Source organism: Aliivibrio sp. S10_S31, from assembly GCF_014694495.1.
In the GTDB taxonomy this organism is placed as follows: domain Bacteria; phylum Pseudomonadota; class Gammaproteobacteria; order Enterobacterales; family Vibrionaceae; genus Aliivibrio; species Aliivibrio fischeri.
Genome location: NZ_JAAUWR010000001.1, coordinates 1 through 24,316, shown reverse-complemented (window position 1 = coordinate 24,316; position 24,316 = coordinate 1). Strand labels below are relative to the sequence as shown.

Below are 24,316 nucleotides of genomic sequence, written 5' to 3'. Positions count from 1 at the left end.
TTGGAGCCTTACTTTTCTAACGATGAGTTTCTTATAATAATGAATTCAATATTGAAGAAATCCACCATAGTTACTTTTGCTTTGCTGCTTTCTGGCTGTGCAAATATGTCTGTTGGCAATTTGTTTAGTCATTATTCAGCTCAAACTAATGATGTTTATCAATTAGTGAAAAGTGGTGAAGCAAAACAAGCTTATACTCTTGAAGAACAGGAAGTGGGTGGCCCAATTCTTGATAATATGGAGCTTGGTCGTATTGCTTTATTAAGCGAGCAATATGCGGAGAGTAAAACGGATTTTGAAGTAGCAGAGCAAGCCGCGAGAGTACAAAGTGATCAAGCGACTATCTCTGTTTCTGATTCAGCGAACCAAGTTGGTTCTTTAGTTACTAACGATAATTTAATTGACTATAAACCCGCGGATTACGAGTTAGGTTACTTGCATTTATATTTGTCTCTAAATTATCTAAAAAATAACGATTTAGAAGGGGCTTTAGTTGAGGTTCGTAAAGCGAACTATATTCAAGAGCAAGCCAAAAGAGACAGAGAAAAAGATTTACGAAAAGCAGAGAAAGAAGCAAAGAAAGAGGGCGTTAAGGCGAATGTTGGCGCAATTTTAGCGAATTACCCAGATGTTGGGAATCAACTTGCTGCAGTTCAAAATGGCTACCTTTTTTATTACTCTGGTTTGCTTTATGAAACCAATCGTTCGTTAAATGACGCTTATATTGATTACAAGCGTGCATTGGCCGTTGCACCAAATAATAAGACGGTGATCGAATCGGTTCAACGTGTTGCTCGTAAGCTGGGTATGCGTAACGATATCAAAATGCTAGAGAAGCAATACGGTGCGTATCAAGTACCAAAACGCTCTGATAGTCGTGTGATTATTATTGATGAGCAAGGTATTTTACCGCCATTGTCTGATTGGCGATTGGGCTTACCTATGTGGGATAGCCAAGGTAATTTTGTTCAATATAATTTAGCGTTACCTTACTATAAAAACATCAAACGTCAGGTATTTCCGCCACTAAAAGTGAATGGTAAGTCGTTAGCGAGTGATCAAGTTGCTGATGTGACATTAATGGCGAAAAACGATCTTAATGAACGCATTCCTGCAATGGTGATCCGTCAAGCTTTACGTGTTGTTGCTAAAGATGAATTAAGAAAAACATCAAGAAACAGCAAAGAAGAAGAGTTGGTTAATGCGGTCTTTACTATCTTTAATACACTAACAGAACAACCTGATACGCGTAGCTGGCAAACACTACCTGCGCAAATAAGTGTAACAAGTATGAGTATTGAACCAGGAAAGAATCAAATTCAATATCAAGGAAATGAACTAGACTTTACAGTAAAGGAAGGACATACCGTTGTCGTCTGGTCATCTAGACAAGGAAACGCCGTCACTTGGTGGCATAAACAATTAGGGGAAATATAATGAAAAAATGGTTTATCGCACTTTTGTTACCACTGGCTTTGGCTGCGTGTAGTTCAAGTCAAACAGCAGGGATCAGTGTTGATAGCAGCACTCAAAAAGTTGTCTTTGGTGATAACGTATTGGGTAACCGTTTATCGGTAGAGCAGATCACAACACAAGACAATAATGGTTTGGTGCGTGGTATTGTGTCAGTTACAAGTAAATTTACGGGTGATCAACAGCTTCAATACCGTTTTTACTGGTATGATGAACAAGGTTTAGAGGTTAACGGTTCTGACTCTCCTTGGCGTACGTTTGTTGTTCGTGGTTTAGATACAATGAGCATTCAATCTGTGGCTATGAAGCCTGAAGCAACTCAGTTCCGCGTTCAAATTCGCACATTAGATTGATACTCATCTCTATGAATAGTTGACTACTCTGTTTATTAACATTATTTGGTCAGCTATTTATTTAGAAGGGTATGGTTTCATTTATAAGATAAAGACTCACTAGAGGTAAAAACAAAATGAAGAAAAGTGTTATTGCATTATTAAGCTTGGCTGTATTACTTGGCGGTTGTTCAAACAAGGTAAGCTATGGCGATGCTCAAGCTGTTGAAACAACAACTGTAGATTTCGGTTCAACTGATTTACAAAAAATCGCAGGTGAGATGACTGAGAGCATGCTTTCTTCTGGTGCTGTTGCTCAAATTACTCAAGGTAATCGTCCAATTGTTTTTGTTGAAAGCATTAAAAACAAAACAAGTGAACACATTGATACTGAATCTGTAACGGATTCAATCAGCACTAAGCTACTTAACTCTGGTAAGTTCCGTTTTGTAGATATGGATCGAGTTGAAGCAGTTCGTTCACAACTTAACTTCCAAAATAATGATGAGCTAGTAAACCAAAACACAGCAATTCAGTTTGGTAAAATGGTTGGTGCTCAATACATGCTTTACGGCAACCTTTCTAGCATCGTAAAAAATGCAGGCAGCGACAAAGACGTATATTACAAAATGACAATGCGTTTAATGGATTTAGAAACAGGTCTAATCGAGTGGGCTGATGAAACTGAAATCCGTAAGCAACAAGAGAAAAGCCTACTAGGTTGGTAATCTCTTAATTACTTATCATCATAAAAAAGCCCTTCATCTCGTTGAGTGAAGGGCTTTTATTTTGCGTTGAATATATTGATTAAGAGACTTTGAAGAAGCCGACTTCTGTTTTTAATTCTTCAACTAAGGCAACCATTTCTGTATTTGAGTCAATTGCTTGAGTCACGCCTGATAAGTTGTCGACCACCATGTTTTTAATGTCTTCTACATTATGTGCAATGTTTTGGTTTACGATTGATTGTTCTTCTGAAGCGGTCGCAACTGATGAGTTAATATCAACAAGCAGAGTTACTTTCTCTGAAATATTGTTGAATGCGTCTTCAATCTTATTCGATATCTTCGCCAAATCGTTGGTTAACTGTAAGTTGTTTTCCATCGCATCAACGGCTTTTGTCGCTTCTGTTTGTAGAGTAGCAATGATCGTTTGAATGTTGGCTGTTGAATCTTGTGTTTTAACCGCCAAAGCTCTCACTTCATCTGCAACGACCGCAAACCCTCGTCCTTGCTCACCAGCTCGTGCTGCTTCAATCGCAGCGTTTAGAGCGAGTAGGTTTGTTTGGTCTGAAATATTACCAATAACGTCAACCACTGAGCTGATGTTGTCTGATAGGATTTTTAACTCTTCAATAATGCAAGATGACTCTTTAACCGATGTTGAAACGCGATCAACGATAGAAGAGGACTCTTGCAGGGTTTTTAAGCTATCAGAGGAAAGAACTAAGGTTGTGCTAGTTTCTCCTTCAGCAGATAGTGCATTTGCGGCAATATCGTTTGCTGTGGTAGCCATTTCTGTAATAGCTGCAGCGACTTGATCAATGTGTTGTAGCTCAGATTCAGAGCGCGTAACGTTATTGTTAGTCACCTCAGAGATTTGTTCTTGATGTTCAGATAGCTTATACATAATGGTGTTTGTTGTTGTCATTACACCAGAAATACGTGATTGTAAGCTCTCTAATGATTCTGTGATTAAATCAATTTCGTTTCCTGTTTTAGGAATGGATAGATTAGTAAAATCACCACTCGCCATCAGTTGAATATTGCTCACTACATTTGGGATCTGTGAAAGCTCTTTACGAACCACAATAAATTGAGCAAGAGTCAAAACCAAACCAAGAATAACTAAAACACTGATTAGAGCTGTTCGGATATTTTGAGCGTTTTCAAAGGTGCTAGTTTGGTTTGTGAACACGTAACCAATAAGATCATGTGAAAGTGGTAATCTCGTTAAACTAAAATACTCGTTATCCCCAGCATCAATAAACATTGGCTTGTCTGTCACTCCTTTATATTCTGGTCTAATTTCGAATAGATTTTTGTTTAGCCAATCAGGTGAGTTGTTATCAATAGCAACAATATGACCACTCTGAGTTGTTAAAGCGAATTCAATACCACTATCTGGTATTAATGCGTTTAAGTTAACCCCAACAGCAATAACTCCAACGATTTGATTGTTAAATAGAAGTGGAGCGCTCGCTGTGATTTCATAGTTCCCAGTGTTTGAGCGATACGGTGTGGATATATTGGCTTCTTTTTTATCTAGGATAATAGAGTTGAACCATTCTCTATTACCTTTGATAGCATTGAACTTCTTATTCCATCCATTTGCTGAAACGGAAAAAACATCCCCATTAAGGTTGGCTAAGATGACGTTTCTGTATGCGTCATTTGATTCAACGATATTTTGTATGTTCCCTAAGATCAGTTTTTCGTCAAATGGTTGATTTGGGTTTAATTCTAAGGCGGCAGATAAGGATTTTATTGAGCCATAAAGTCCATTTATCGCAGCATTAAAATTATCTTGTGTAACATTGAGCGCAATTTTACTGGCATGAGTCATATTGCTTTCTTTATATGTTTTTAAAAAGCTTCCCGAAGCAATAAGTGTTAACGCTAAGGTAACTAATATAACTAAGCAGAAAATTAAAGTTATTTTTTTAATCATTTTTTTGAAGGTTTATAATGGTTATAGATTGCGCACATTACACTGCTATTTTATGGTTTGAAATTAAAATTTTCGCTCATTTAAAAGGTTTTATAATTATTTATAAATGGGTTTTCTTAATGCTTTTTTATATATAAAAAGAAGAAAATAAGACGGCGCTATTTGTTTGGTTTTTATAATTATTTAACTCTAATTTATTGTTGTTTAATAGTTTATTTTTTATGGCGCTCGGTTCTTATTTAAGCAGACTAATGCTAGATAAGATAAAAAATAATACCGACAAGTTTTCGGTTTTCTTATGTTAGTAAGGGATCTTTATGTAATGGCATTTATTTTCAATCAAAGCTTGGGTATTGGAGCCGAAAGGAGTATAAAGAGACTACATCCACCAAATGAGAGAAAAACGATGAAACTGAATAAGTTAGAAAACAAAAATCGCCGCATTCGTAAAAAACTGTACCTAGGTGAGTTTGCGATTCTTGGTTTCGAGGTGAGCTGTACTACTGAATTTAAAGATTTCGATCAATATGATGTATTCGTGGATGAGTTTATTGACTACATTAATAGCATTGACTTGTGCTTTGGTGGCGGTGGTCTTGAGCTATTTGAAGGCTTTATTTGTTCAACAGAGCGTTACCGTTCAGTAACAGAAGAAGAGCAATTAGCAGTAGCAAATTGGTTAGATGCACGTTCAGAAGTGAAGAAAGTGGAAGTTAGTGATTTAGTTGATGCTAACTACCTATAATTTTGATTATCAATAAATCAGAATAAAAAAATCCGCCGATAATGGCGGATTTTTTATGAGTGCTATTTTTTCACGCATACCACGATGGCATTGCCTGATGAGGCTTCAAGTGGTGTGATTTTCTCGTAATCATGTTCAAACATATGAACATCAAAGTATGGCTCTAGCAAGGCTTTTAATTGGTCAAAATCAACGGCAACCATTGGGTGTTTGTCATCCCAAATTTCGGTTACGCCATCTGTTGTCTTTTCTATTTTCAGCAATAGGTGCTGTTGTTCACCCTCGCCACAATAGTTCCAACCTGATTGAAAGCTAAATTGACTGCCTTCATGTTCTGCAGCGTGTTTTACAAATGAACGATTGTCGATTTTGTTTTTAGCTACAGAGTTAAAACAAAGCACACCTTCAGGCTTTAATGCGGCATGAGCACTTGCAATACATTCACTCAGTTTTTCTATATTTGCATTGTAATGAATGGAATAAAGAAAACAGGTGATTAAATCCAATGGTTCTTCAACTTTGAAATTACTCATGTCATGCAAAATAAAATTCGCATCAGGGTTACGCTGCTTAGCAATATCAAGCATGGGTTGGTTAATGTCTAAACCGCTTGCTTGGTAGCCATAATTAATAAAATGATGTACATGTGGGCCAGTTCCACACGCTAAGTCAAGATAATCTCTTCCTTGATTACCAAAGATTTGGTGTATACGACGTACAAAATTACTTTGTGATTGATAATCAATGTCAGCACACATTAAATCGTAATAGCCAGATAAATCAGTATATAAAGCGTTAGAGGACATTTTAGCCTATCCATTACAACACCAGTCTACTTTAAGTGTTTGATTAACTGCTTATTTTGAGAGGTATAAAAGAAAAACGTCTTATAAGGAATGACAAAGCGTTAAGCCTGAAGAGACGCGTAGGGCGCGGATAATAATTCAATTTGTAATGTTTGAATAGATAAAGTTAATCAATTTGTAAAATCATTTTTGTGAGTGATTTTGTCTCATGATCAAACTTATTATGACTCTGTGTTAAACTCGATTTACGCTTATTCTAATTCACTGATATAACGAGATTTTATGGATAAACAATTTAATGAATTTGGTTTAACTATTTCCCATGTTTCTGCTCTAAGCGGTGGATTAACCAATGCGTGTTTGAAAGTTGAAGCAAAGGAAGGCTTGTTTGTCTGGCGTCCAATATCTCTACAAGCAAAGATTCTAGGAGCGGATAGGGCGAAAGAACATGAAATTCTACAATCGTTATCTGGTGAGTATTTTTCTCCGAACGTATATGGAGTAAATGAAGAGGGATTATTAGTTGAGTGGCTTGAAGGTGAGGTTATTGCGCTTGATAAAGCCCAAGATGTCGCTGTCGATTTACTGTGTTCGGTACATCAAGTTTCATTAGATAAGTTAAGTGAACAAGTAAAAAATAAGCCGATGAGTTTAAAAGATCGAATTATTGATTATTGGAACTCGATTGTGCCAGAAAATCAAACACCAGAAATGAAAGCGTACTTTGAGTATTTCTTACAGCAAGATGAGCAAGCATTCTTTTCTCATTGTTTATGCCATTACGATATTGGTGCATATAATATTATTGTTAAAGAAGATGGCTATGGTCTTATTGATTGGGAGTACGCCTCGATGGGCGATCCAAGCCAAGATCTCACATCTATGATTATTGCTAATCAATTTGATATGGATGATGTTATTTCACTGTATTGTCAAAAACGTCGTTTAAATATTGATGAGTGGAAGCGAGCGGTGATTCATTGGGCTCCATGGGTGACTTTTATGGGAGCGTTGTGGTTCTTATTAGGTCATCAATTACTCAAAAATACTTGCTATCAAGAGTTAGCTGAGCGAGAAATGAACAAAATAAGAAAATTATTGCCATTAAGTTAGAAATGAATCGGCAATAATCTAGTGTAGATCACTGTTCTCAGTATTGCTTCAGTTAAGAGATTTAAAAGCACAGTTTTCGTGGTAGATTAAATTCACTTATATGGAAAACTCTTACACAGAACAGGGGGAAACATGATTATTTATCTTCACGGCTTTGACTCAAATAGCCCAGGTAATCATGAGAAAGTAGTTCAACTTCAATTTATTGATGAAGATGTCCGTTTTATTAACTACAGTACACTGCATCCAAAGCATGATATGCAGCATTTGCTTAAAGAAGTGTATAAAGTGATAGAGCAAGCTGGTGATCCAAACCCTATTATTTGTGGTGTGGGCTTAGGTGGTTTCTGGGCTGAACGCATTGGTTTCCTCTGTGGTATTCGCCAAGTGATTTTTAATCCGAACCTGCATCCAGAAGTGAATATGGAAGGTCGTATTGATCGTCCAGAAGAGTATGCTGATATCGCAACTAAGTGTGTAGAAAAATTCAGAGAGAAGAATAAAGAAAACTGTTTATGCATTTTATCTAAAAACGATGAAATTCGTGATAATAGTGATTCTGCAGCTGAACTTGAGCCATACTACCAAATCATTTGGGATGAAAAAGAAACACACAAATTTAAGAAGATTTCACAGCATCTTCAAGCAATGAAATCATTTAAAGACGCGGAAACACTCATTTAAACAACCGTCTTTTTACTTAATGAAACATAATAAAAACCTCACATTATCGTGAGGTTTTTTGATCTAAACCAAAGAATTAAAATAATGTTACATTTCCTTTCAATTATATCAATTAATTTACACCTCTAAAAAAATCTTCTTCATAACATCTATATCTGCTTGATAACATCTGAAATACGGATATATAATGCGAAAAACAAGAAAAAGAAGCATATATTGCTCAACTTTGCGTAACGTGAACGCTGTTTCCTCAAGACTTACTCATTTCAGACAATCTAGATATTGCATTGTGAGGTAAGCACAAATTTTTTAATTCGAATGTGCGGGTTAAAACCTTTTTTATTTTTTAGAGGATAATTGTAATGACTAAAATTGTTATTGTTGGTGGTGGAGCTGGTGGTTTAGAGCTCGCTACAAAATTTGGTCGTACATTAGGTCGCAAGGGCCGTGCTGAAGTTACATTAGTAGATCGTAAAGCAAGTCACTTATGGAAACCATTGTTACACGAAGTAGCAACGGGCTCACTGGATGAAGGTGTTGATGCTATCAGCTACCGTGCACATGCAAAAAATCACTCTTTCGAATTTCAAATGGGTAGCTTATGCGATATTAATCGCGAGAAGAAGTTTATTACTCTTGCAGAAATTAAAGACGAACATGGCGATTTAATTATTCCTACTCGTCACATTGATTATGATTACCTAATTCTTGCAATTGGTTCTACATCAAATGATTTCAATACTCCGGGTGTTCGTGAAAACTGTATTTTCCTTGATAGCCCAGAGCAAGCACACCGTTTCCGTACAGAAATGAATAACCAATTCTTGAAACTGCACGCACATCCAACTCAAAAGACGGTTGATATTGCGATTGTGGGTGCTGGTGCAACGGGTGTTGAATTATCGGCAGAGCTTCATAATGCAGTTAAAGAGCTTCGTTCATACGGTTTCGGTGATTTAGATTCGGCAAAACTGAATGTGAACTTGGTAGAAGCGGGTGAGCGTATTCTTCCTGCGTTACCTCCTCGTATTTCATCTGCTGCACACAGTGAGTTAACTAAGCTGGGTGTGAACGTTCGTACTGCAACAATGGTAACAAAAGCAGATTCTGAAGGTCTTCATACGAAAGATGGCGATGTGATCCCTGCGCAAATCATGGTTTGGGCTGCGGGTATTAAAGCGCCTGATTTTATGAAAGACATTGCAGGTCTTGAAACTAACCGCATTAATCAGTTAGTTGTTAAACCGACGCTGCAAACTACACGTGATGACGATATTTTTGTTATTGGTGATTTGGCTTCGTGCGAAAAAGCAGACGGTGGTTTTGTTCCACCTCGTGCACAAGCTGCACACCAAATGGCAAGCCATGCGTTTAAAAACATCGTAGCCAAGATGCGAAGTCAAGAAATGAAGCCTTATGTGTATAAAGATCACGGTTCGTTAGTTTCTTTAAGTAACTTCTCAACAGTAGGTAGCTTAATGGGTAACTTAACCAAAGGTTCTATGATGGTTGAAGGTCGTATAGCTCGTGTTGTTTACATCTCACTGTATCGTATGCACCAAATTGCACTTCATGGCGTATTTAAGACGGCATTAATGATGCTTGTTGGTCGTATTAACCGTGTATTACGTCCAAACTTGAAGCTACATTAATCTTGTAGATAAACATAAATAGATTTAAAAGCAGAAATACTCCGGTGTTTCTGCTTTTTTTGTACCTAAATATGAAAAAATGTGCGCTAACTCACCGTAAATCATCTATAATGCGCGGCTAAATTAATAATGAATACATAGACTGTTTGCTTAAGGAATCCACTTTATGTCATTTTCATCTCAAGGTTTTGCACCTGAAATCGTAAAAGCATTAACTGAATGTGGTTATCAAAAACTGACCCCAATTCAACAAAAGGCTATTCCTTTAGCACGTAAAGGTCATGATATTCTGGCGAATGCTCAAACGGGTACAGGTAAAACGGCTGCGTTTGCATTACCAGTTATTCAACAATTATTAGATTCTAAGAAATCAGCAACTCGTCGTACTGCACGAGCGTTGATCCTTGCTCCAACTCGTGAGCTAGCAGAGCAAATCGCAGTAAACATTGCTGATTACACTAAATACACATCATTGACAGTAACCTCTGTGTTTGGTGGTAAAAAAATGTCATCTCAAGAGCGCGCTCTAGAGCCGGGTGTTGATATTTTGGTGGCAACTCCGGGTCGTCTTCAAGAACACATCGAAGAAGAAAACGTATCTATCGCTAACCTTGAATTTTTGGTTTTTGATGAAGCAGACCGTATGTTAGATATGGGCTTTGTTAATGCGATCCGTAATATCATGATGGAAGTAAATACGTCTCCGCAAATCATGCTGTTCTCGGCGACGTCTTCAGCTCAAATGAACAAGCTAGCGAGTGATATTTTACGTAAACCAAAACGTATCTCAGTTGATCCTGAAAACACAACAGCATCAACCATTGCACACGTTGTTTACCCAGTAGATGAAGAGCGTAAAACAGAGCTTCTTTCTGAACTGATTGGTCGTAAAAACTGGCAACAAGTGCTGGTATTTGTGAACTACAAAGAAACAGCAAATGAGATCGTAAAAGAATTAAAACTGGATGGCATTAAAGCGGTTCTTTGTCATGGTGATAAAGCACAGAGTGCTCGTCGTCGTGCATTAGAAGAGTTTAAAGAAGGCAAAGTACGCGTGATGGTTGCAACAGATGTTGCTGCTCGTGGTCTTGATATCGCTGATTTACCTCACGTGATTAACTACGACATGCCTTTCTTAGCAGAAGATTATGTTCACCGTATTGGTCGTACAGGCCGTGCTGGCAAAAAAGGTCATGCGATTTCTTTTGTTAGCCGTGAAGAAGAGCTAACTGTGGTTCAAGTTGAAACATTGATTCAACAGCGTATTCGCCGTGTTGAACAACCGGGTTATGAGCCAAAAAACCGTGATGCTTACATTGATAAAGTAAACACGAAATCGGCATTTAAAAACCGTAAAGGTCGTACAAACAATCCAAATGAAGATCAATCTTCAGCTGAGCGTCGTATGCGTTTGAAGAATGTGATTCAAAATAAAGCACGCATTACTAAATTGAAGAAGTAGGGCTGAATTATGCAACGTGATTATACTTTTTCTTGTTTGGTAACTATGCCACGTCATGAGCTAGAAGAATTTAGCCACCGTGTCGTTAGCCGTATGGTTCCAGAAGAGACGATGCAAGAGATCTTTACGTTTGATCAAGAAGAAACGACGGATCAAGATCGCATGCAAACAGCGCAATTAGATGCGATGCTACGTCTTGCTGCTGTAGCGCTTGGTGAAGTGACACACGCTTTTTCTGAATCTGAAAATGCACAACAAAATAGTTTACGCATGATGCGCCTTATCTTATGGCACACTTATGCAATGCTATTTAATTTAGAAGAAGCGGTATCTTTAGAACAACACTGTGAATTAGTTGAGAAAATCTTAGCTAAGCCACCAACCGATGCGCTAAATTGGTTACCTGTATTATCTAAATTATTAAGTGACTATGCGGCGATTGCTGCGAAAAAATAAGTGATTTAGTCCAATCATAATCTTGAAAATAGTAATGCCACTTTCTCTTAGAGTCAGTGGCATTATTTTTAGATAATATATTGTTTTTAATTATGATTTAAGTTGATTGTCGTTATTGAAAATAGATAATAAGCATATATTAGATACAGCAACATAGGATTGCGAAATGGTTGATAATTTATTTGTTGCTATTGAGTCGGGCAATAAAGCTTTAGTAAACGAAATTCTTACTGAACACCCTAAGTTAGTTAATACGGTCTTTGATGAGCCGAACGCAACGCCATTTGAACTTGCTTTGAAAAATGGTTTCTCTGCTTTAGCGGAAGAGATCATGAATAACGATAATGTTGATATCAATCATGCGGGTCACAACCCACTTCGCTTAGCCATTGAACTTGGCTTTTTGGATATTGCTCAAGCACTGTTACATAAAGGCGCAAACCCTAATTATCGACCACAACACATGAGTAGCGCATTGTTACTTTGTTTGGATAATGAGTATTTTGAACTCGCAGAGTTGATGGTAGAAAAAGGCGTTGAAGTTAACATCCGTAATGACAAGGGCTGGACACCATTGATTTGGGCATCAATGAAAGGTCGGATCAAAGCGGTTGAGTTTCTGCTTAACCACGGTGCAGCCGTCGATGTTTGTAACAATGATGGTTGGAATGCGGTGACGGGCGCTTACTTTAAACAACGTTTAGAAGTAGTTGATAAGCTCCTTGCGCAAGGCGCGGTATTCAGCGCCAAGTATTCAGAAGCCGCCATGCTGTCAGCGTATCAAAATGGGCATATCAATATTGCTAAAAAGTTGCTGGCTGATGGCGTTAATCCAGATGTGGAAAACGAAGATAAAGAAACAATGCTGATTATCGCCATTACTAAAGGTGATGATGACATGATCAAAGCACTCGTTGCTGCTGGAGTAAACCCGAATGCAAGAAATAAAAATTCGGATCCGGCATTATCACTGTTGGCTGAAAATGGCAAAGATGATTTGATTGCATTACTTATTGGAAAAGGTGCTGCTGTGAACCTGCAAAGTGAATCAGGCAGAACAGCTGCTTATTGGGCTGCAATTTATAATCAAGAATCAACGTTAGAGGTTTTACACACTCATGGTGCTAATCTTGATTTATGTGAAGAAGATGGATGGTCGCCATTGATGGTTGCAGCAAGTCAAGGATATCTTGAGACGGTAACTACTTTGGTGAAATTGGGTACCAATACAGAGTTAACTCATGAAAAATTCGGGACAGCTCAGAAAATCGCGAAAAGTAATGCACCTAAGCATAATGACTATAGAAAAATAGATGGCCACATTGTTTACCCTATGGTGGACTCAAGTTTTAAGCAAATTTTTGAGTTATTAGGTAAGGTACGCCAACAGTGATTGCTCAAAGTTCCGTTTTCGATGCTGTTCGTCGTGGCTATAACGAGCTAGAACTTGCAAGTAACGACGAAATTCTGGATTACTTTGCGGATGTTAACCCCGACGCTATGTCAGGGCATATTAGCAACATCAAAGGCATTGTCTTTGAGCAAGAAGTTGTTACAGCACTCAATGAGCAAGGTATGGATGCCATGCTCTTTGAAGCCACTAACCATCCCGTTTCTGATATTGCATTAATGAGTGATGGTGACATTGCCGATGAAATGCAATTAAAAGCGACCGACAGCGTTGCTTATATCAACGAGACATTGGCTGAGAACCCAGATATCCCAATTATTGTCACCAGTGAAGTAGCAGATAGTTTCGATAGCACTATGGTGATTGACTCTGGGATTGATAACGTAGCTTTGGATGATGCTGTGTCAGATGTATTATCAGGCGAAATTGCCAACCATGTCGGTGAATCTGTAGTAAGTGACGTTGCGAGTGAGGGATTAGCCGATATAGTGGCAGACGTGGCATTGCCAATTAGCCCAATAGGGTTCGGACTAGGATTATTGTTCGGGCTGCCATTCTAAACTGTGAATCAGTAAAAATTAGGATGATGAACTGCTATGACTTCATTCTAAGCGGTCGATTTTATTTGTAAAAAGCCGAACTAAACAGTTCGGCTTTTTTTATGTAACGTGATTATTAAGATTGAAGACTTTCTTCTTCTGAATCAACTTCGCCATTATTTCTTGATTTAACAATTACAAGAGCTGCAATGGCTACCGCTGATACTACACCTGTAATCGTTGATAGCGTCATTGGTAAACCAAAACCTAGTTGGCTGTTGTTTAGAATGAAAGTAATACAAACACTTGTCATAAATACTGCAGGAACGGTTGTGATCCAGTGTAGTTTGTTATGACGAACTAGGTAAGCCGTTGCTGTCCAAAGCATCATTACCGCAGTCGTTTGGTTAGCAAAACCGAAGTAGCGCCAGATAATACCGAAATCTACTTGAGTTAAAATACCACCAAGAACAAACAGTGGAAGTGCCATTAATAGGCGGTTACGTAATGTTTTTTGTTCCATGTTGAAGTATTCAGCAAGGATAAGACGGCTTGAACGAAATGCTGTGTCACCAGACGTAATTGGTAGAATAATAACACCTAGGAAAGCAATAATACCGCCGAATGTTCCTAATAGACCAAATGCAGAGCTGTATACCACATTACCTGGACCACCGTTAGCAACAGCAGCTTGAAGTGCTTCTATGCCATCAAAGAAAGACAGAGCGATAGCACACCAGATAAGCGCGATAATACCTTCGCCGATCATCGCACCGTAGAATACGAAACGACCGTTCTTTTCATTTTCCATACAACGGGCCATTAGTGGAGATTGTGTTGCGTGGAAACCTGAGATAGCACCACAAGCAATGGTAATGAATAGCGCAGGCCATAATGGCAAATCATTAGGGTTCATGTTGGTGAACATTTGACTTGGTTCATAACCACCTAATACTGAATGGTCACTAGAAATCGCAATTGCAGAGATAAGACCTACCGACATGAAGATTAATAGGCCACCAAATAATGGGTAAAAGCGGCCAATGATTTTGTCTACAGGAACGATTGTCGCAATAATGTAGTAACCGAAGATGATAACTACCATCGCAGTCATGGTGATACCTAAATCGAATTGATCATTCATTAGGTTAGTGAGCATGCTTGCAGGAGCTGATACGAATACCACACCAACAAGAAGCAGTAGTACAATCGCGAATACATTCATAAAGTGTTTTGCACCATTACCTAAGTATTTACCAGTAATACTTGGAACTGATGCGCCACCGTTACGAACAGATAGCATACCTGAGAAGTAATCGTGAACTGCACCTGCAAAAACACAACCTAGCACAATCCATAACATAGCTGCAGGGCCGTAAAGGGCACCCATGATTGGGCCAAAAATTGGGCCGACACCTGCAATATTAAGAAGTTGAACTAAGTATACTTTTGGTGTCGACATTGGAACATAATCAACGCCATCTGTTTTTGTATGAGCGGGAGTTTGGCGGTCTTCTTTAATTCCGAACACTTTTTCTATAAAAGCACCATATAAAAAGTAACCACCGATAAGTGCAGCAACACAAGTTAAAAACCAAAGCATAATCCATTCCTTTTAAGAGTTAGCTAAGTAAATTTTAAAATTAGATGCTGCGTATAATACTGTTGGGCGTAAAGAGTTCACGCCCAAAAAAGGTGAGTGGTTGTGTTTTGCTAGTGAGTGGTTTTATATCAGATTAAGTGGTTTTGATGATATTCGCACATCAATGATGGATACCTAAACGCTCTTTTATTTCTTTAAGATAACGGCGACTAACCTGAGCGATATGGCCATTTTGAGTGACAATTTCGCTGGTTCCATTTTCATGCAATTTAATCTCACGAATAAAATGTGGGTTGATTAAAAATTGGCGATGGCAGCGAATTAAAGGGGTCTTTTCTTCAAGTACTTTTAAAGTAAGTTGCGTGCAGGCTTTTTCAGTTTTAGACAATAATTCAACACCGGAAGCTTGGATGCTTGCCACTTCAATTTCATTGGAGGGAAGAAGCAGGATTCGGTTATGACCAGAGCAAGGGATCAGGTCTATATCGGGTTGATTTAAAAGGCTTAGATCTTGTTTCTGATCCGCTTGGATTAAACGCTTGATGGTTTTTTGTAATCGTGCCGGTTCTATTGGTTTTAATAGATAATCAAACGCATTATCTTCAAACGCTTTAACAGCAAATTCATCGTAGGCGGTGACAAAAACAATGTTAGGCATGGTTTCAGGATCAAGCATGCTGATCAATTCCATTCCTGTAATCCTTGGCATTTGAATATCTAAGAATACGACATCTGGCTTTAATATATTAATTTGCTTTAAGCCATCAATGGCATTTCCGCATTCAGCAATAATATCAATATGCCCAATTTCGTTTATTTGCTCTATTAATTCTTCTCTAGCAAAGAGTTCATCATCTATCACTATGGCTTTAAGCATGGTTTTTATTCTCTATTGGTAGGTGAATCGTTGCTTTTGTTTGTTGGTTCGTAATGCAGCTCATGGTTAAACCAAAACTGTCGCCGAATTGGTTTTTTAAACGCTTGTCGACAATGGTGGTGCCTAAGCCATTATTTGAGTTTTGCTCAGTATATAATCCTGCATTGTCGATGACTTCTAAAATAATTTGATGATGTGACGGGTAGGCCTTTATGGTGATTTCACCCGCTTCAAATAAGTTGGACGTTCCATGCTTAATCGCATTTTCGACAAGAGGTTGCAAGGTAAATGTAGGCAATTTCAAACCGTATAGACTTTCATCAATATCCATATGTACGGTTAAACGATCGGCGAAACGAGCTAACTCAATTTCTAAATAAGATTGTACGTGATGTAGCTCTTCTCTTAAGGTGACTTGTTCAATGTTTTGTTTTAAGTTCATGCGGAAAAATTGCGATAAATGCTGAATCAGTTCTCTTGCTCGAGTTGGATCTCGACGGATCACCGCACTAATAGTATTTAGTGCATTAAATAAAAAATGTGGGTTTACTTGGGCTTGAAGTACACGAAGCTCCGCTTGAGTAAGTAAAGATTGTTGCTGTAAATAACGTCCTGTTAAGATCTGGTTTGAGAGTAATTTAGCGATACCTTCGCCTAATGTTAGATTGATATAAGAAAATAGTTTCCGTTTTGGCTCATACAGTTTAATGGTGCCGATTACCTCATTATTTACCCCGATAAGTGGAATAACAAGTGCCGATCCTAATTTACATTTTTCACAAATAGAACATTGGTAAGGATGCTCATCGCCATCAATGTACATAACTTTACTGCGATGAATTGCTTTTTTTGTGTAATCAGAGGCAATAGGGGTATCGGGTAAGTGGTGGTCATCACCAATACCGATAAAGGCTAAAATTTTCTCTCTATCAGTAATTGAAACAGCGCCAACACCTGTCTCTTCATAAATTATTTTTGCAATTTGTTTGCTGTTTTCTTGGTTGAAACCTTGGCTTAAAATTCCAACTGAACGCTGGGCAATGTTGAGGGCTTTATTTGAGAACGCAGCAGAGTATTTTTCATAAATAGCCTTCCTATCTTGAATGATACTCATGAACATGGCTGCGCCAATAGAGTTGGCAACTACCATAGGTAATATAATCGATGAGACAAGGGCATAAGCTTGGTCAAAAGGTTTGGCAACAACCAAAATGATCGTCATTTGAAGCAACTCAGCGATAAGGGCAATCATTAATACCGTTCGAGGTCTAAATAATTGTTCAATCTGGTTTTTTCTAACAAAGTAAAGATGAAATAAACCACCAAGCAAGCCTTCAGCTGTGGTTGATATCGCACAAGCAAGATCGGTAAAACCACCCATCGAATAACGGTGTAGACCTCCGGTTAAACCAACAAAGAATCCAATAAAAGGCCCTCCTAAAACACCGCCCATTACGGCGCCAATAGCTCGTGTATTTGCAATGGCGTCTTGAATAGCGAGCCCGAAGTAAGTCCCTAGAATACAGAACCCAGAAAAGATGATGTAACATAGAAAACGGTGACTCCAACGAGCCGAAATTGTTGTAATTGGTAAGAAGAGAGGGGTTTTACTTAATAGGTAAGCAAGAACCAGATAGACACTTAATTGTTGTAATAACGAAAACACCAATTCCATTGGTTTACCTATTAAAATAATGACTGAGGCTATAGTGTAATCGTAAATTAATAATGAGTCTAAATAAGCAAGTTATATAAGTTAATCTTGTTAATGGTTTGTGTAAAACGACTTATTTATGAGACTTATATAAATGCAATGTAAGATTTCATAAATGATGGTTGTGATCTTCATCACCCGGAAATAAACTGCGCGCCTAAACACCTTTTTAATTTTTACACTTTTTTTTGAGGCTTCGGCATGTCAAACAAACTTGCAAACCCTGCACCATTAGGCCTAATGGCTTTTGGTATGACAACTGTACTACTTAACCTGCATAATGCTGGTTTCTTCCCATTAAACACAGCTATTTTAGCAATGGGTATCTTCTATGGTGGTACTGCGCAAGTAATTGCTGGCATCATGGAGTACAAGAAAGGTAACACATTTGGTACGACTGCATTTACTTCGTACGGTTTCTTTTGGTTATCTTTAGTTGCACTTATCCTTATGCCTGAAATGGGCCTAGGTCAAGCTACTTCAGCTACATTCATGGGTTGGTACCTATCTATGTGGGGTGTACTAACATTCTTCTTGTTCTTAGGTACATTTAACTACCCACGTGCAAAACAAGTTGTATTTGGTAGCCTAACTATTTTATTTGCATTACTTGCAGCTCGTGATTTCACAGGTAGCGTAGTAATTGGCCACTTAGCTGGTTACGTAGGTCTATTCTGTGGTCTAAGTGCAATGTACTTCTCTATGGCTCAAGTAATTAACGGTGAGTACGGTCGTACTGTATTACCTGTTGGTGAAGTAAAAGCTAAAGCTGAAACAGTAACTGCATAAGTTTTAAGTTTCCATGAAAAAGGCAGCTCATAAAAGAGCTGCCTTTTTTGTGTCTGTAAGAAAATGCTTACTTGTCTAAAGACATCAATGCTTCTTGTGTTTCCATAATTTGTTGCTGCAAATCATTAGAAGAGGAAATACCTAATTGTTCTTTTGCTTCTTCTTTTGATATTCCTAGGTGGCAACAAAGCATATCAATTGCCATTAAATGAGTTTCTTGCTCAGCCATGTCGTATCCTTGATTTTTTTGTCTATCATTGAATTAGTCACTAAAGTAAAACCAATTGAAGATGATGACAATACGACCAAAGTCTAAGACTCTTGATTCATGATTTTTATTTGTCGAAGGAAAAAGTCATGAGCAAAGGTAAATAAGCACAAAGAAAGTGTATCAAAGTGCGTCAAACCCTTGTATTTATAGAAAATGACATTATCTTATCGTTATGCCTGATTTATCGTGCTAGAAACGATAATCAGGGGTCTGCTCAATAAGACGATATACAAAAAATGAGCAGGTTGAATTAATAATTGGAGTAAAGAAATGAAGCGTATAGCGCTGTTTTTAGCAACAAACTTAGCGGTAATGATTGTATTCAGTATTGTTCTGAATATCGTTTACGCAGTTACGGGGATCCAACAAGGTAGTTTATCTGGCTTATTGGTAATGGCAGTATTGTTTGGTTTTGGTGGTTCATTAATCTCATTAATGATGTCGAAATCAATGGCACTACGTTCTGTGGGTGGTGAGGTAATTGAACAACCTCGCAATGAAACAGAGCATTGGTTATTAGAAACGGTTTCTCGTCAAGCTCAGCAAGTTGGTATTGGTATGCCAACGGTTGCTATTTACGATTCACCTGACATGAACGCATTTGCTACTGGTGCAAAGCGTGATGATTCACTGGTTGCTGTTTCTACAGGTTTATTGCACAGCATGACTCGTGATGAAGCTGAAGCGGTTTTAGCACATGAAGTTAGTCATATCGCGAATGGTGATATGATCACAATGACGTTAATGCAAGGTGTTGTGAATACCTTTGTTATTTTCTTATCTCGTATGATTGCGAATGCGGTAAGTGGCTTTACATCAAGCGATGAAGAGGGCGAAGGTGAAGGCGGAAGCTTCATGACGTACTTCATTGTATCTACTGTACTTGAATTGGCGTTTGGCTTCTTAGCAAGCTTCCTAACGATGTGGTTTAGTCGTCACCGTGAATTCCATGCGGATGCAGGTGCAGCTCAGTTAGTTGGCAAACAAAAAATGATTGCAGCTCTTGAGCGTTTACGTATGGGGCAGGAGTCTCAGCTAGAAGGTTCTATGATGGCATTTGGTATTAACGGTAAAAAATCGTTAACTGAATTGCTAATGAGCCACCCACCTCTTGAGAAACGTATTGACGCTCTTCGTCAAATGTAATCTTTAATGTGAAGATAAAAACCCGAGGCTTTCTCGGGTTTTTTTATATGTATAGATCACATAAATCTTTTACCAAAGATGATTACAAGTTATAGTCTGCACCTAATTTAAATTAATACATTTAGGATCTACCTTGACTAATAACGACATTCTACGACGCATTCGCTACACATTCGATTTCAACGATTCAAAAATGATTGCATTGTTTGCTGCAGCTGATCTGAAAGTAACTCGTGAAGAAGTATGTAACTGGTTGAAAGCTGATGACGATAAAGATTACAAAAGCTGTCAAGATGTACAATTAGCAACGTTCTTAAATGGTTTAATTAACGATAAACGTGGTAAGCGTGAAGGCGAACAACCAAAGCCTGAAGAAAAGTTAACAAACAACATTATTCTGAAGAAACTACAAATTGCTTTAAACCTGAAAGCTGATGAGGTTTTAGATCTTCTTAAATTAGTTAACTTCCGTTTAAGTAAGCATGAGTTAAGTGCTTTCTTCCGTAAACCAGATCATAAACATTACCGTGTGTGTAAAGATCAAGTATTACGTAACTTCTTACAAGCGGTTCAACAAAATTTACGTGGCGAATCAACAGAAGAAGCTAAGTAATTATATAAGCTCTCTATTTAATAGAGAATGAATAAAAAAACCACTGACTATTCAGTGGTTTTTTTGTAGAGTTAAAAGCTCCATTGCATACTCATCACGATAATCCCGGGTAAGATGAAACCGGCTTCAACGCCAAAATAGTCTGTTAAATTATATTGCGCAGCGTGATATATGTAAGGGGCAAATCCAACACCAAATTTTTCTTTGGATGTTTTATAAATACCGCCATCACCACAATCATCGAATGCATCAAAGAAAAACTCACCTGCATAAGAATAAATCCCTTTGATCACGACTTTATCGTTAACTTGATACCAATCTTTACGTACACCAATAAGCATACAGCGATTAGCTTGGCTATTTAAAAAAGTACCAACCATTAAACTGTAATCAGATTCTTCGCTAAACTTACGCTCGATAGAAAAATATTGATTACCAAAGTATTGATGTGAATCAGGGTCGTATGGCACTAAATGATACAAGAAAGAACCCGTATTCATTGAGTAAAGTGATAGAGACTCTGCACTTGTTCTGAAAGGAATAAGAGAAAGTAACAGAATAAATGTAAATAAATGAGGGTTCATAAATATAAAATGTTAAATAAAAAGGCGATTCATTATAATTGCTTTGTTGATAAATAAAAAGGGAGAGCCGTGATAGCTCTCCCATTATCGTTAGTTAAGTGACTAAATTATAATTAATTTCTTATTGTTTGAGCGAATGTTGTACCATCCTCAACTTCAGAATCAGCAATTTCACCTTCAGATTTCGCGACAATGGTATTTACAGCGGTATCACCAACAACATTTGATGACGTACAGAACATATCGTTAATACGGTCAACCGCAGCAATAATAGCTAATCCTTCTGGTGGCAATCCTAATTGGTGCAAGATGACACCAACCATAACAACACCACCGCCAGGGACACCACCTGCACCAATTGAAAGAAGTAGGATAGTAAAGCCTAGCGTGAATAAGTCAGCTGAATTAATAGGTTGTCCAAACGCATTTGCAACAAAGATGGCAGCAAGAGCGATATAAATAGATACACCTGACATGTTCATTGTTGCACCAAGTGGTACACCAAAACCAGCAACGGATTTAGATACGTTTAATTTCTCAGTCAATGTACGCATTGTTACAGGAATCGTTGCATTTGAACTTGCTGTTGATAGGGAGAATAGAATCTGCTCGCGAACTGCACGTAAAAATGTTTTTGGTGAAATCCCTGTTGTTAGGCCTACCATTATTGGATAGAAAACAAAAATCCAGAATACAAGCATAGCGATAACAAGAGCTACATAGCCTGCGACTGACATCAATGTATTTGCATCTAAAGTTGCTCCTAATTGAATCATAAGCGCGAATACGCCGTAAGGAGCAAGGCTCATCACTAAGCTAATTAGCTTCATCATGATTTCATTTGCAACTTTAAAGGTTTTAATTGCAGGGCCGCCACGGTGGTCAAGTGCCTGAATAGCTAGACCAGTAAGGATTGCCATAAAGATGATTTGTAGCATATCGCCACTTGCAAATGCTTGAATAGGGTTGCTTGGTACAATATTCGTTATTAGAGAAAAGATATCAGGTGTTTCTGTTGCTTTTAACTCAACCGTACCTGCAGCAATCGTTCCTGCTAAATTTGCGTCAGCGCCTGGCGCAAATATCATACCTACTGTCAATGCAGCAGCAATCGCAATGATGGTGTTAATAAGGTAAAGAGCAAAAGTTTTACCACCAAGACGACCAAATGAAGCAATGTCTTTTAATTCAACGATGCCACAAACAATGGAAACATAAACAAGAGGTACAACCAAAAGTTTAATTAGGGAAACAAACATTCCACCAACGCCTTCGGCAGCTCCTAATATAAATGAATCAAAAAAAGCAATGCCATTAAACATATATTGAATAGCAGTACCTATTAATAGGCCAGCGAATAAACCTATAAAAATTTTACTGGAAAGTGACTTTTTCATAATTTTCCTTTACTCCGGATATTGTGTTCACTAATGCGTGATTTCTATAACGTTTCTCTATTGACTGAGAATTCAACAGAATGTTTACATATTGTTAATATGTTTAAAAGAAAAAAATAACGTCCGATTTTTTAGAGAGAGAGGCTTGGTTCTGTATGCTTATTGAGCGATTAAACAATAAGGAATAAGAAAACCAATTACTTATAAGAAGTGTTTTGATATAGCTTTACGTTATAAAAGGACTTTTGAATGGTAAAATTAACTCTCATTTATGTGTTGTGTGTCACGTAAATGTGACATCTTGCTGCGGGTGAATTCAAGATTTAAAGGAAACTGTGATGTGTGCCATATCAATTAATCACAATGATCTTGATATAAAAGCAATAACGTATACCATTCCTGTCAATTTTATTAATAACGAGTTGACCCATGTATTTACGAAAATCGCTAGTCGCTGCAGCCGTTGCAGCAAGCTCATTATTTTCTTTTTCTGCTGTTTCAGCACAACAAGCAGACTTAATGATCACTGATGCAACAGTACTGACAATGAACGCTGCAAAAGACGTTTATGAAAATGGTGTTGTCGTGATTAGAGGCAATAAAATTTTAGCGGTAGGTACAGAAGAACTTGCTAAAAAATACTCAGCAAAAACTACATTAGATGTGGATGGTGATATTGTACTTCCAGGTCTAATTAACACTCATACTCACGCTTCAATGACGGTTTTCCGTTCATTAGGTGATGATGTTCCTGACCGTTTGCACCGTTATATATTCCCTTTAGAAAAGAAATTAGTATCGCGAGACATGGTTCGTATCGGTGCTAACGTAGGTAATATCGAAATGGTAAAAGGTGGGGTGACCACTTATGCTGACATGTACTATTTTGAAGATGAAGTTGCAAAAACGGTCGATAAGATTGGTATGCGTGCAATTTTAGGTGAGAGCGTTATTAAGTTCCCTGTTGCTGATGCAGCAAATGCCGACGAAGGCATTCAATACGCCCTAAATTTTATCGAGCAATATAAAGATCACCCTCGTATTACACCAGCGTTTGCTCCTCATGCTCCATATACTAATACTACTGAAACACTGCAAAAAATTGCCAAGTTATCATTAGAGCTAGATGTCCCTGTTATGATTCACTTAGCAGAATCTCATCGTGAAGAGGAAGTGATTGCTGAGCGTTCTAATGGGATGTCGCCAGTCGAATATATGCACAGTATTGGCGCGCTTAATAAGAATCTGATTGGCGCTCATATGATCTTAATTGATGACAAAGATATTGAGTTAGTAAAAGAAGCGGATATGGGTGTTGCTCATAATATGAGTGCAAACATCAAGTCAGCGAAAGGGGTATCACCAGCACTTAAAATGTACGATGAAAACGTGCGTATTGGTTTAGGTACAGATGGCCCAATGTCAGGTAACACACTAAGCATTATTGATGAGTTTAACCAAGTAGCGAAAGTTCATAAACTGGTGAATAAAGATCGTGCAGCAATGCCACCGGTAAAAGTCATTGATATGGCGACAATGGGTGCAGCAAAAGCATTACATATGGAAGATAAGATAGGCTCGCTAGAAGTAGGGAAATTAGCGGATATCATTGTAGTAGATACCAAAGCACCAAATATGTTACCAGTTTACAACCCATATTCAGCGTTAGTGTATTCTGCTAACTCGGGTAATGTTCGTCATACTATTGTTGATGGTGAAATTTTGATGAAAGACCGTGAACTATTAACGGTTAATGAAGATGAAATTCGTAAAGAACTGATTGAATTTACAAAGATTGTTCGTAAAACTGTTGTCGATAGCGGTGAAGTTGTTCAATAATCTTTAATAAGAATGTCTCGTCCTAAAATACGTTGACGATTTTTAATTGAAAGCTAAGTGCGTACGCACTTGGCTTTTTTTGTGTACTTGATTTGGTGTACTCATTCCCAAGCTTAAATGTGGTCGCATTTCATTATAAA

The 24,316-nt window shown here is 37.9% G+C and carries 23 protein-coding genes; 15 read left to right on the top strand and 8 right to left on the bottom strand.

All coding sequences use genetic code 11. From position 1 onward, the window contains the following. Window positions 1-39: 39 nt before the first annotated feature. The 3 genes from HC728_RS00115 to lpoB all read left to right on the top strand — a co-directional run bounded on the left by HC728_RS00115 (window position 40) and on the right by lpoB (window position 2,533). Window positions 40-1,437: a COG3014 family protein gene (locus HC728_RS00115; RefSeq protein WP_017018151.1), complete on the top strand. Its 1,398-nt coding sequence runs from the start codon at window positions 40-42 to the stop codon at window positions 1,435-1,437. Further along, complete coding sequence (locus tag HC728_RS00110) at window positions 1,437-1,826, top strand: YcfL family protein (RefSeq protein WP_005418928.1); 390 nt, start codon at window positions 1,437-1,439, stop codon at window positions 1,824-1,826. The genes HC728_RS00115 and HC728_RS00110 overlap by 1 nt, the downstream gene beginning before the upstream one ends. Before the next feature lie 116 nt (window positions 1,827-1,942). Next, window positions 1,943-2,533, top strand: a complete 591-nt coding sequence (gene lpoB / locus HC728_RS00105) for a penicillin-binding protein activator LpoB (protein ID WP_005418930.1) — start codon at window positions 1,943-1,945, stop codon at window positions 2,531-2,533. 79 nt (window positions 2,534-2,612) lie between these two features. Here lpoB and tcpI read toward each other — a convergent pair whose 3' ends face one another. Further along, on the bottom strand, window positions 2,613-4,475 hold the full coding sequence (gene tcpI / locus HC728_RS00100; protein WP_081300405.1) for a toxin-coregulated pilus methyl-accepting chemotaxis protein TcpI: 1,863 nt from the start codon (window positions 4,473-4,475) through the stop codon (window positions 2,613-2,615). A gap of 406 nt (window positions 4,476-4,881) precedes the next feature. On the opposite strand from tcpI, the gene HC728_RS00095 reads away from it, so the two are divergent. Next, a complete protein-coding gene (locus HC728_RS00095; RefSeq protein WP_012534078.1) occupies window positions 4,882-5,220 on the top strand; it encodes a YggL family protein in 339 nt (112 codons plus the stop codon). Between the two features lie 62 nt (window positions 5,221-5,282). On the opposite strand, the gene HC728_RS00090 is transcribed toward HC728_RS00095, so the two are convergent. Further along, window positions 5,283-6,026, bottom strand: coding sequence for a class I SAM-dependent methyltransferase (locus tag HC728_RS00090; protein WP_017018149.1), 744 nt, complete (start codon window positions 6,024-6,026; stop codon window positions 5,283-5,285). A 282-nt stretch (window positions 6,027-6,308) separates the two neighbouring features. Between HC728_RS00090 and thiK the strand changes: the two genes are divergently transcribed. The 7 genes from thiK (at window position 6,309) to HC728_RS00055 (ending at window position 13,364) form a co-directional block, all read left to right on the top strand. Beyond that, window positions 6,309-7,139: a thiamine kinase gene (thiK, locus tag HC728_RS00085; RefSeq protein WP_065641378.1), complete on the top strand. Its 831-nt coding sequence runs from the start codon at window positions 6,309-6,311 to the stop codon at window positions 7,137-7,139. A gap of 132 nt (window positions 7,140-7,271) precedes the next feature. Next, complete coding sequence (ycfP, locus tag HC728_RS00080) at window positions 7,272-7,823, top strand: alpha/beta hydrolase YcfP (RefSeq protein WP_017018147.1); 552 nt, start codon at window positions 7,272-7,274, stop codon at window positions 7,821-7,823. 362 nt (window positions 7,824-8,185) lie between these two features. Further along, window positions 8,186-9,475, top strand: a complete 1,290-nt coding sequence (locus HC728_RS00075) for an NAD(P)/FAD-dependent oxidoreductase (RefSeq protein ID WP_005418943.1) — start codon at window positions 8,186-8,188, stop codon at window positions 9,473-9,475. A gap of 166 nt (window positions 9,476-9,641) precedes the next feature. Further along, complete coding sequence (locus HC728_RS00070) at window positions 9,642-10,937, top strand: DEAD/DEAH box helicase (RefSeq protein ID WP_190394969.1); 1,296 nt, start codon at window positions 9,642-9,644, stop codon at window positions 10,935-10,937. 9 nt (window positions 10,938-10,946) lie between these two features. Next, the gene (locus HC728_RS00065; protein ID WP_041941328.1) at window positions 10,947-11,393 is read left to right on the top strand and encodes a hypothetical protein; all 447 of its coding nucleotides are present in this window, start codon (window positions 10,947-10,949) and stop codon (window positions 11,391-11,393) included. Between the two features lie 166 nt (window positions 11,394-11,559). After that, window positions 11,560-12,786, top strand: coding sequence for an ankyrin repeat domain-containing protein (locus HC728_RS00060; RefSeq protein WP_190394968.1), 1,227 nt, complete (start codon window positions 11,560-11,562; stop codon window positions 12,784-12,786). Beyond that, window positions 12,783-13,364 (top strand): hypothetical protein, encoded by a 582-nt coding sequence (locus HC728_RS00055; RefSeq protein WP_190394967.1) that lies wholly within the window; start codon window positions 12,783-12,785, stop codon window positions 13,362-13,364. The genes HC728_RS00060 and HC728_RS00055 overlap by 4 nt, the downstream gene beginning before the upstream one ends. Window positions 13,365-13,479: 115 nt before the next feature. Here HC728_RS00055 and HC728_RS00050 read toward each other — a convergent pair whose 3' ends face one another. From HC728_RS00050 to HC728_RS00040, 3 genes are all read right to left on the bottom strand, one after another. Beyond that, window positions 13,480-14,946, bottom strand: a complete 1,467-nt coding sequence (locus HC728_RS00050; protein ID WP_190394966.1) for a carbon starvation protein A — start codon at window positions 14,944-14,946, stop codon at window positions 13,480-13,482. A gap of 160 nt (window positions 14,947-15,106) precedes the next feature. Further along, window positions 15,107-15,823, bottom strand: coding sequence for a two-component system response regulator BtsR (gene btsR, locus HC728_RS00045; RefSeq protein ID WP_190394965.1), 717 nt, complete (start codon window positions 15,821-15,823; stop codon window positions 15,107-15,109). Continuing rightward, window positions 15,816-17,498 carry a sensor histidine kinase gene (locus HC728_RS00040; RefSeq protein ID WP_065597292.1) on the bottom strand — a complete coding sequence of 561 codons (1,683 nt, stop codon included), beginning with the start codon at window positions 17,496-17,498 and terminating at the stop codon, window positions 15,816-15,818. Before HC728_RS00040 ends, btsR begins: the two co-directional genes overlap by 8 nt. 240 nt (window positions 17,499-17,738) lie before the next feature. On the opposite strand from HC728_RS00040, the gene HC728_RS00035 reads away from it, so the two are divergent. After that, window positions 17,739-18,326 carry a GPR1/FUN34/YaaH family transporter gene (locus tag HC728_RS00035; RefSeq protein WP_065597291.1) on the top strand — a complete coding sequence of 196 codons (588 nt, stop codon included), beginning with the start codon at window positions 17,739-17,741 and terminating at the stop codon, window positions 18,324-18,326. A gap of 67 nt (window positions 18,327-18,393) precedes the next feature. On the opposite strand, the gene HC728_RS00030 is transcribed toward HC728_RS00035, so the two are convergent. Then, complete coding sequence (locus HC728_RS00030; RefSeq protein WP_005418974.1) at window positions 18,394-18,555, bottom strand: hypothetical protein; 162 nt, start codon at window positions 18,553-18,555, stop codon at window positions 18,394-18,396. A gap of 312 nt (window positions 18,556-18,867) precedes the next feature. On the opposite strand from HC728_RS00030, the gene htpX reads away from it, so the two are divergent. Together htpX and HC728_RS00020 are read left to right on the top strand one after the other, a co-directional pair. After that, window positions 18,868-19,743, top strand: coding sequence for a protease HtpX (gene htpX / locus HC728_RS00025; protein WP_005418976.1), 876 nt, complete (start codon window positions 18,868-18,870; stop codon window positions 19,741-19,743). Window positions 19,744-19,876: 133 nt separating this feature from the next. Continuing rightward, the gene (locus tag HC728_RS00020; RefSeq protein WP_026029210.1) at window positions 19,877-20,356 is read left to right on the top strand and encodes a DUF1456 family protein; all 480 of its coding nucleotides are present in this window, start codon (window positions 19,877-19,879) and stop codon (window positions 20,354-20,356) included. A 71-nt stretch (window positions 20,357-20,427) separates the two neighbouring features. Here HC728_RS00020 and HC728_RS00015 read toward each other — a convergent pair whose 3' ends face one another. Beyond that, the gene (locus HC728_RS00015; RefSeq protein ID WP_005418978.1) at window positions 20,428-20,940 is read right to left on the bottom strand and encodes a hypothetical protein; all 513 of its coding nucleotides are present in this window, start codon (window positions 20,938-20,940) and stop codon (window positions 20,428-20,430) included. 113 nt (window positions 20,941-21,053) lie between these two features. After that, window positions 21,054-22,337: a dicarboxylate/amino acid:cation symporter gene (locus tag HC728_RS00010; protein WP_065594627.1), complete on the bottom strand. Its 1,284-nt coding sequence runs from the start codon at window positions 22,335-22,337 to the stop codon at window positions 21,054-21,056. Window positions 22,338-22,766: 429 nt separating this feature from the next. Here HC728_RS00010 and HC728_RS00005 point away from each other — a divergent pair, with 429 nt between their 5' ends. Continuing rightward, entirely contained in the window at window positions 22,767-24,176 is a 1,410-nt protein-coding gene (locus tag HC728_RS00005) for an amidohydrolase (RefSeq protein WP_190394964.1), read from the top strand. The last annotated feature ends 140 nt before the right edge of the window (window positions 24,177-24,316 follow it).

Excerpts from the sequence above, each read along its gene's own strand:
- HC728_RS00115 (WP_017018151.1), top strand. The coding sequence starts at position 40 with ATGAATTCAATATTGAAGAAATCCACCATAGTTACTTTTGCTTTGCTG.
- HC728_RS00110 (WP_005418928.1), top strand. The coding sequence starts at position 1,437 with ATGAAAAAATGGTTTATCGCACTTTTGTTACCACTGGCTTTGGCTGCG.
- lpoB (WP_005418930.1), top strand. The coding sequence starts at position 1,943 with ATGAAGAAAAGTGTTATTGCATTATTAAGCTTGGCTGTATTACTTGGC.
- tcpI (WP_081300405.1), bottom strand. The coding sequence starts at position 4,475 with ATGATTAAAAAAATAACTTTAATTTTCTGCTTAGTTATATTAGTTACC.
- HC728_RS00095 (WP_012534078.1), top strand. The coding sequence starts at position 4,882 with ATGAAACTGAATAAGTTAGAAAACAAAAATCGCCGCATTCGTAAAAAA.
- HC728_RS00090 (WP_017018149.1), bottom strand. The coding sequence starts at position 6,026 with ATGTCCTCTAACGCTTTATATACTGATTTATCTGGCTATTACGATTTA.
- thiK (WP_065641378.1), top strand. The coding sequence starts at position 6,309 with ATGGATAAACAATTTAATGAATTTGGTTTAACTATTTCCCATGTTTCT.
- ycfP (WP_017018147.1), top strand. The coding sequence starts at position 7,272 with ATGATTATTTATCTTCACGGCTTTGACTCAAATAGCCCAGGTAATCAT.
- HC728_RS00075 (WP_005418943.1), top strand. The coding sequence starts at position 8,186 with ATGACTAAAATTGTTATTGTTGGTGGTGGAGCTGGTGGTTTAGAGCTC.
- HC728_RS00070 (WP_190394969.1), top strand. The coding sequence starts at position 9,642 with ATGTCATTTTCATCTCAAGGTTTTGCACCTGAAATCGTAAAAGCATTA.
- HC728_RS00065 (WP_041941328.1), top strand. The coding sequence starts at position 10,947 with ATGCAACGTGATTATACTTTTTCTTGTTTGGTAACTATGCCACGTCAT.
- HC728_RS00060 (WP_190394968.1), top strand. The coding sequence starts at position 11,560 with ATGGTTGATAATTTATTTGTTGCTATTGAGTCGGGCAATAAAGCTTTA.
- HC728_RS00050 (WP_190394966.1), bottom strand. The coding sequence starts at position 14,946 with ATGCTTTGGTTTTTAACTTGTGTTGCTGCACTTATCGGTGGTTACTTT.
- btsR (WP_190394965.1), bottom strand. The coding sequence starts at position 15,823 with ATGCTTAAAGCCATAGTGATAGATGATGAACTCTTTGCTAGAGAAGAA.
- HC728_RS00040 (WP_065597292.1), bottom strand. The coding sequence starts at position 17,498 with ATGGAATTGGTGTTTTCGTTATTACAACAATTAAGTGTCTATCTGGTT.
- HC728_RS00035 (WP_065597291.1), top strand. The coding sequence starts at position 17,739 with ATGTCAAACAAACTTGCAAACCCTGCACCATTAGGCCTAATGGCTTTT.
- HC728_RS00030 (WP_005418974.1), bottom strand. The coding sequence starts at position 18,555 with ATGGCTGAGCAAGAAACTCATTTAATGGCAATTGATATGCTTTGTTGC.
- htpX (WP_005418976.1), top strand. The coding sequence starts at position 18,868 with ATGAAGCGTATAGCGCTGTTTTTAGCAACAAACTTAGCGGTAATGATT.
- HC728_RS00015 (WP_005418978.1), bottom strand. The coding sequence starts at position 20,940 with ATGAACCCTCATTTATTTACATTTATTCTGTTACTTTCTCTTATTCCT.
- HC728_RS00010 (WP_065594627.1), bottom strand. The coding sequence starts at position 22,337 with ATGAAAAAGTCACTTTCCAGTAAAATTTTTATAGGTTTATTCGCTGGC.
- HC728_RS00005 (WP_190394964.1), top strand. The coding sequence starts at position 22,767 with ATGTATTTACGAAAATCGCTAGTCGCTGCAGCCGTTGCAGCAAGCTCA.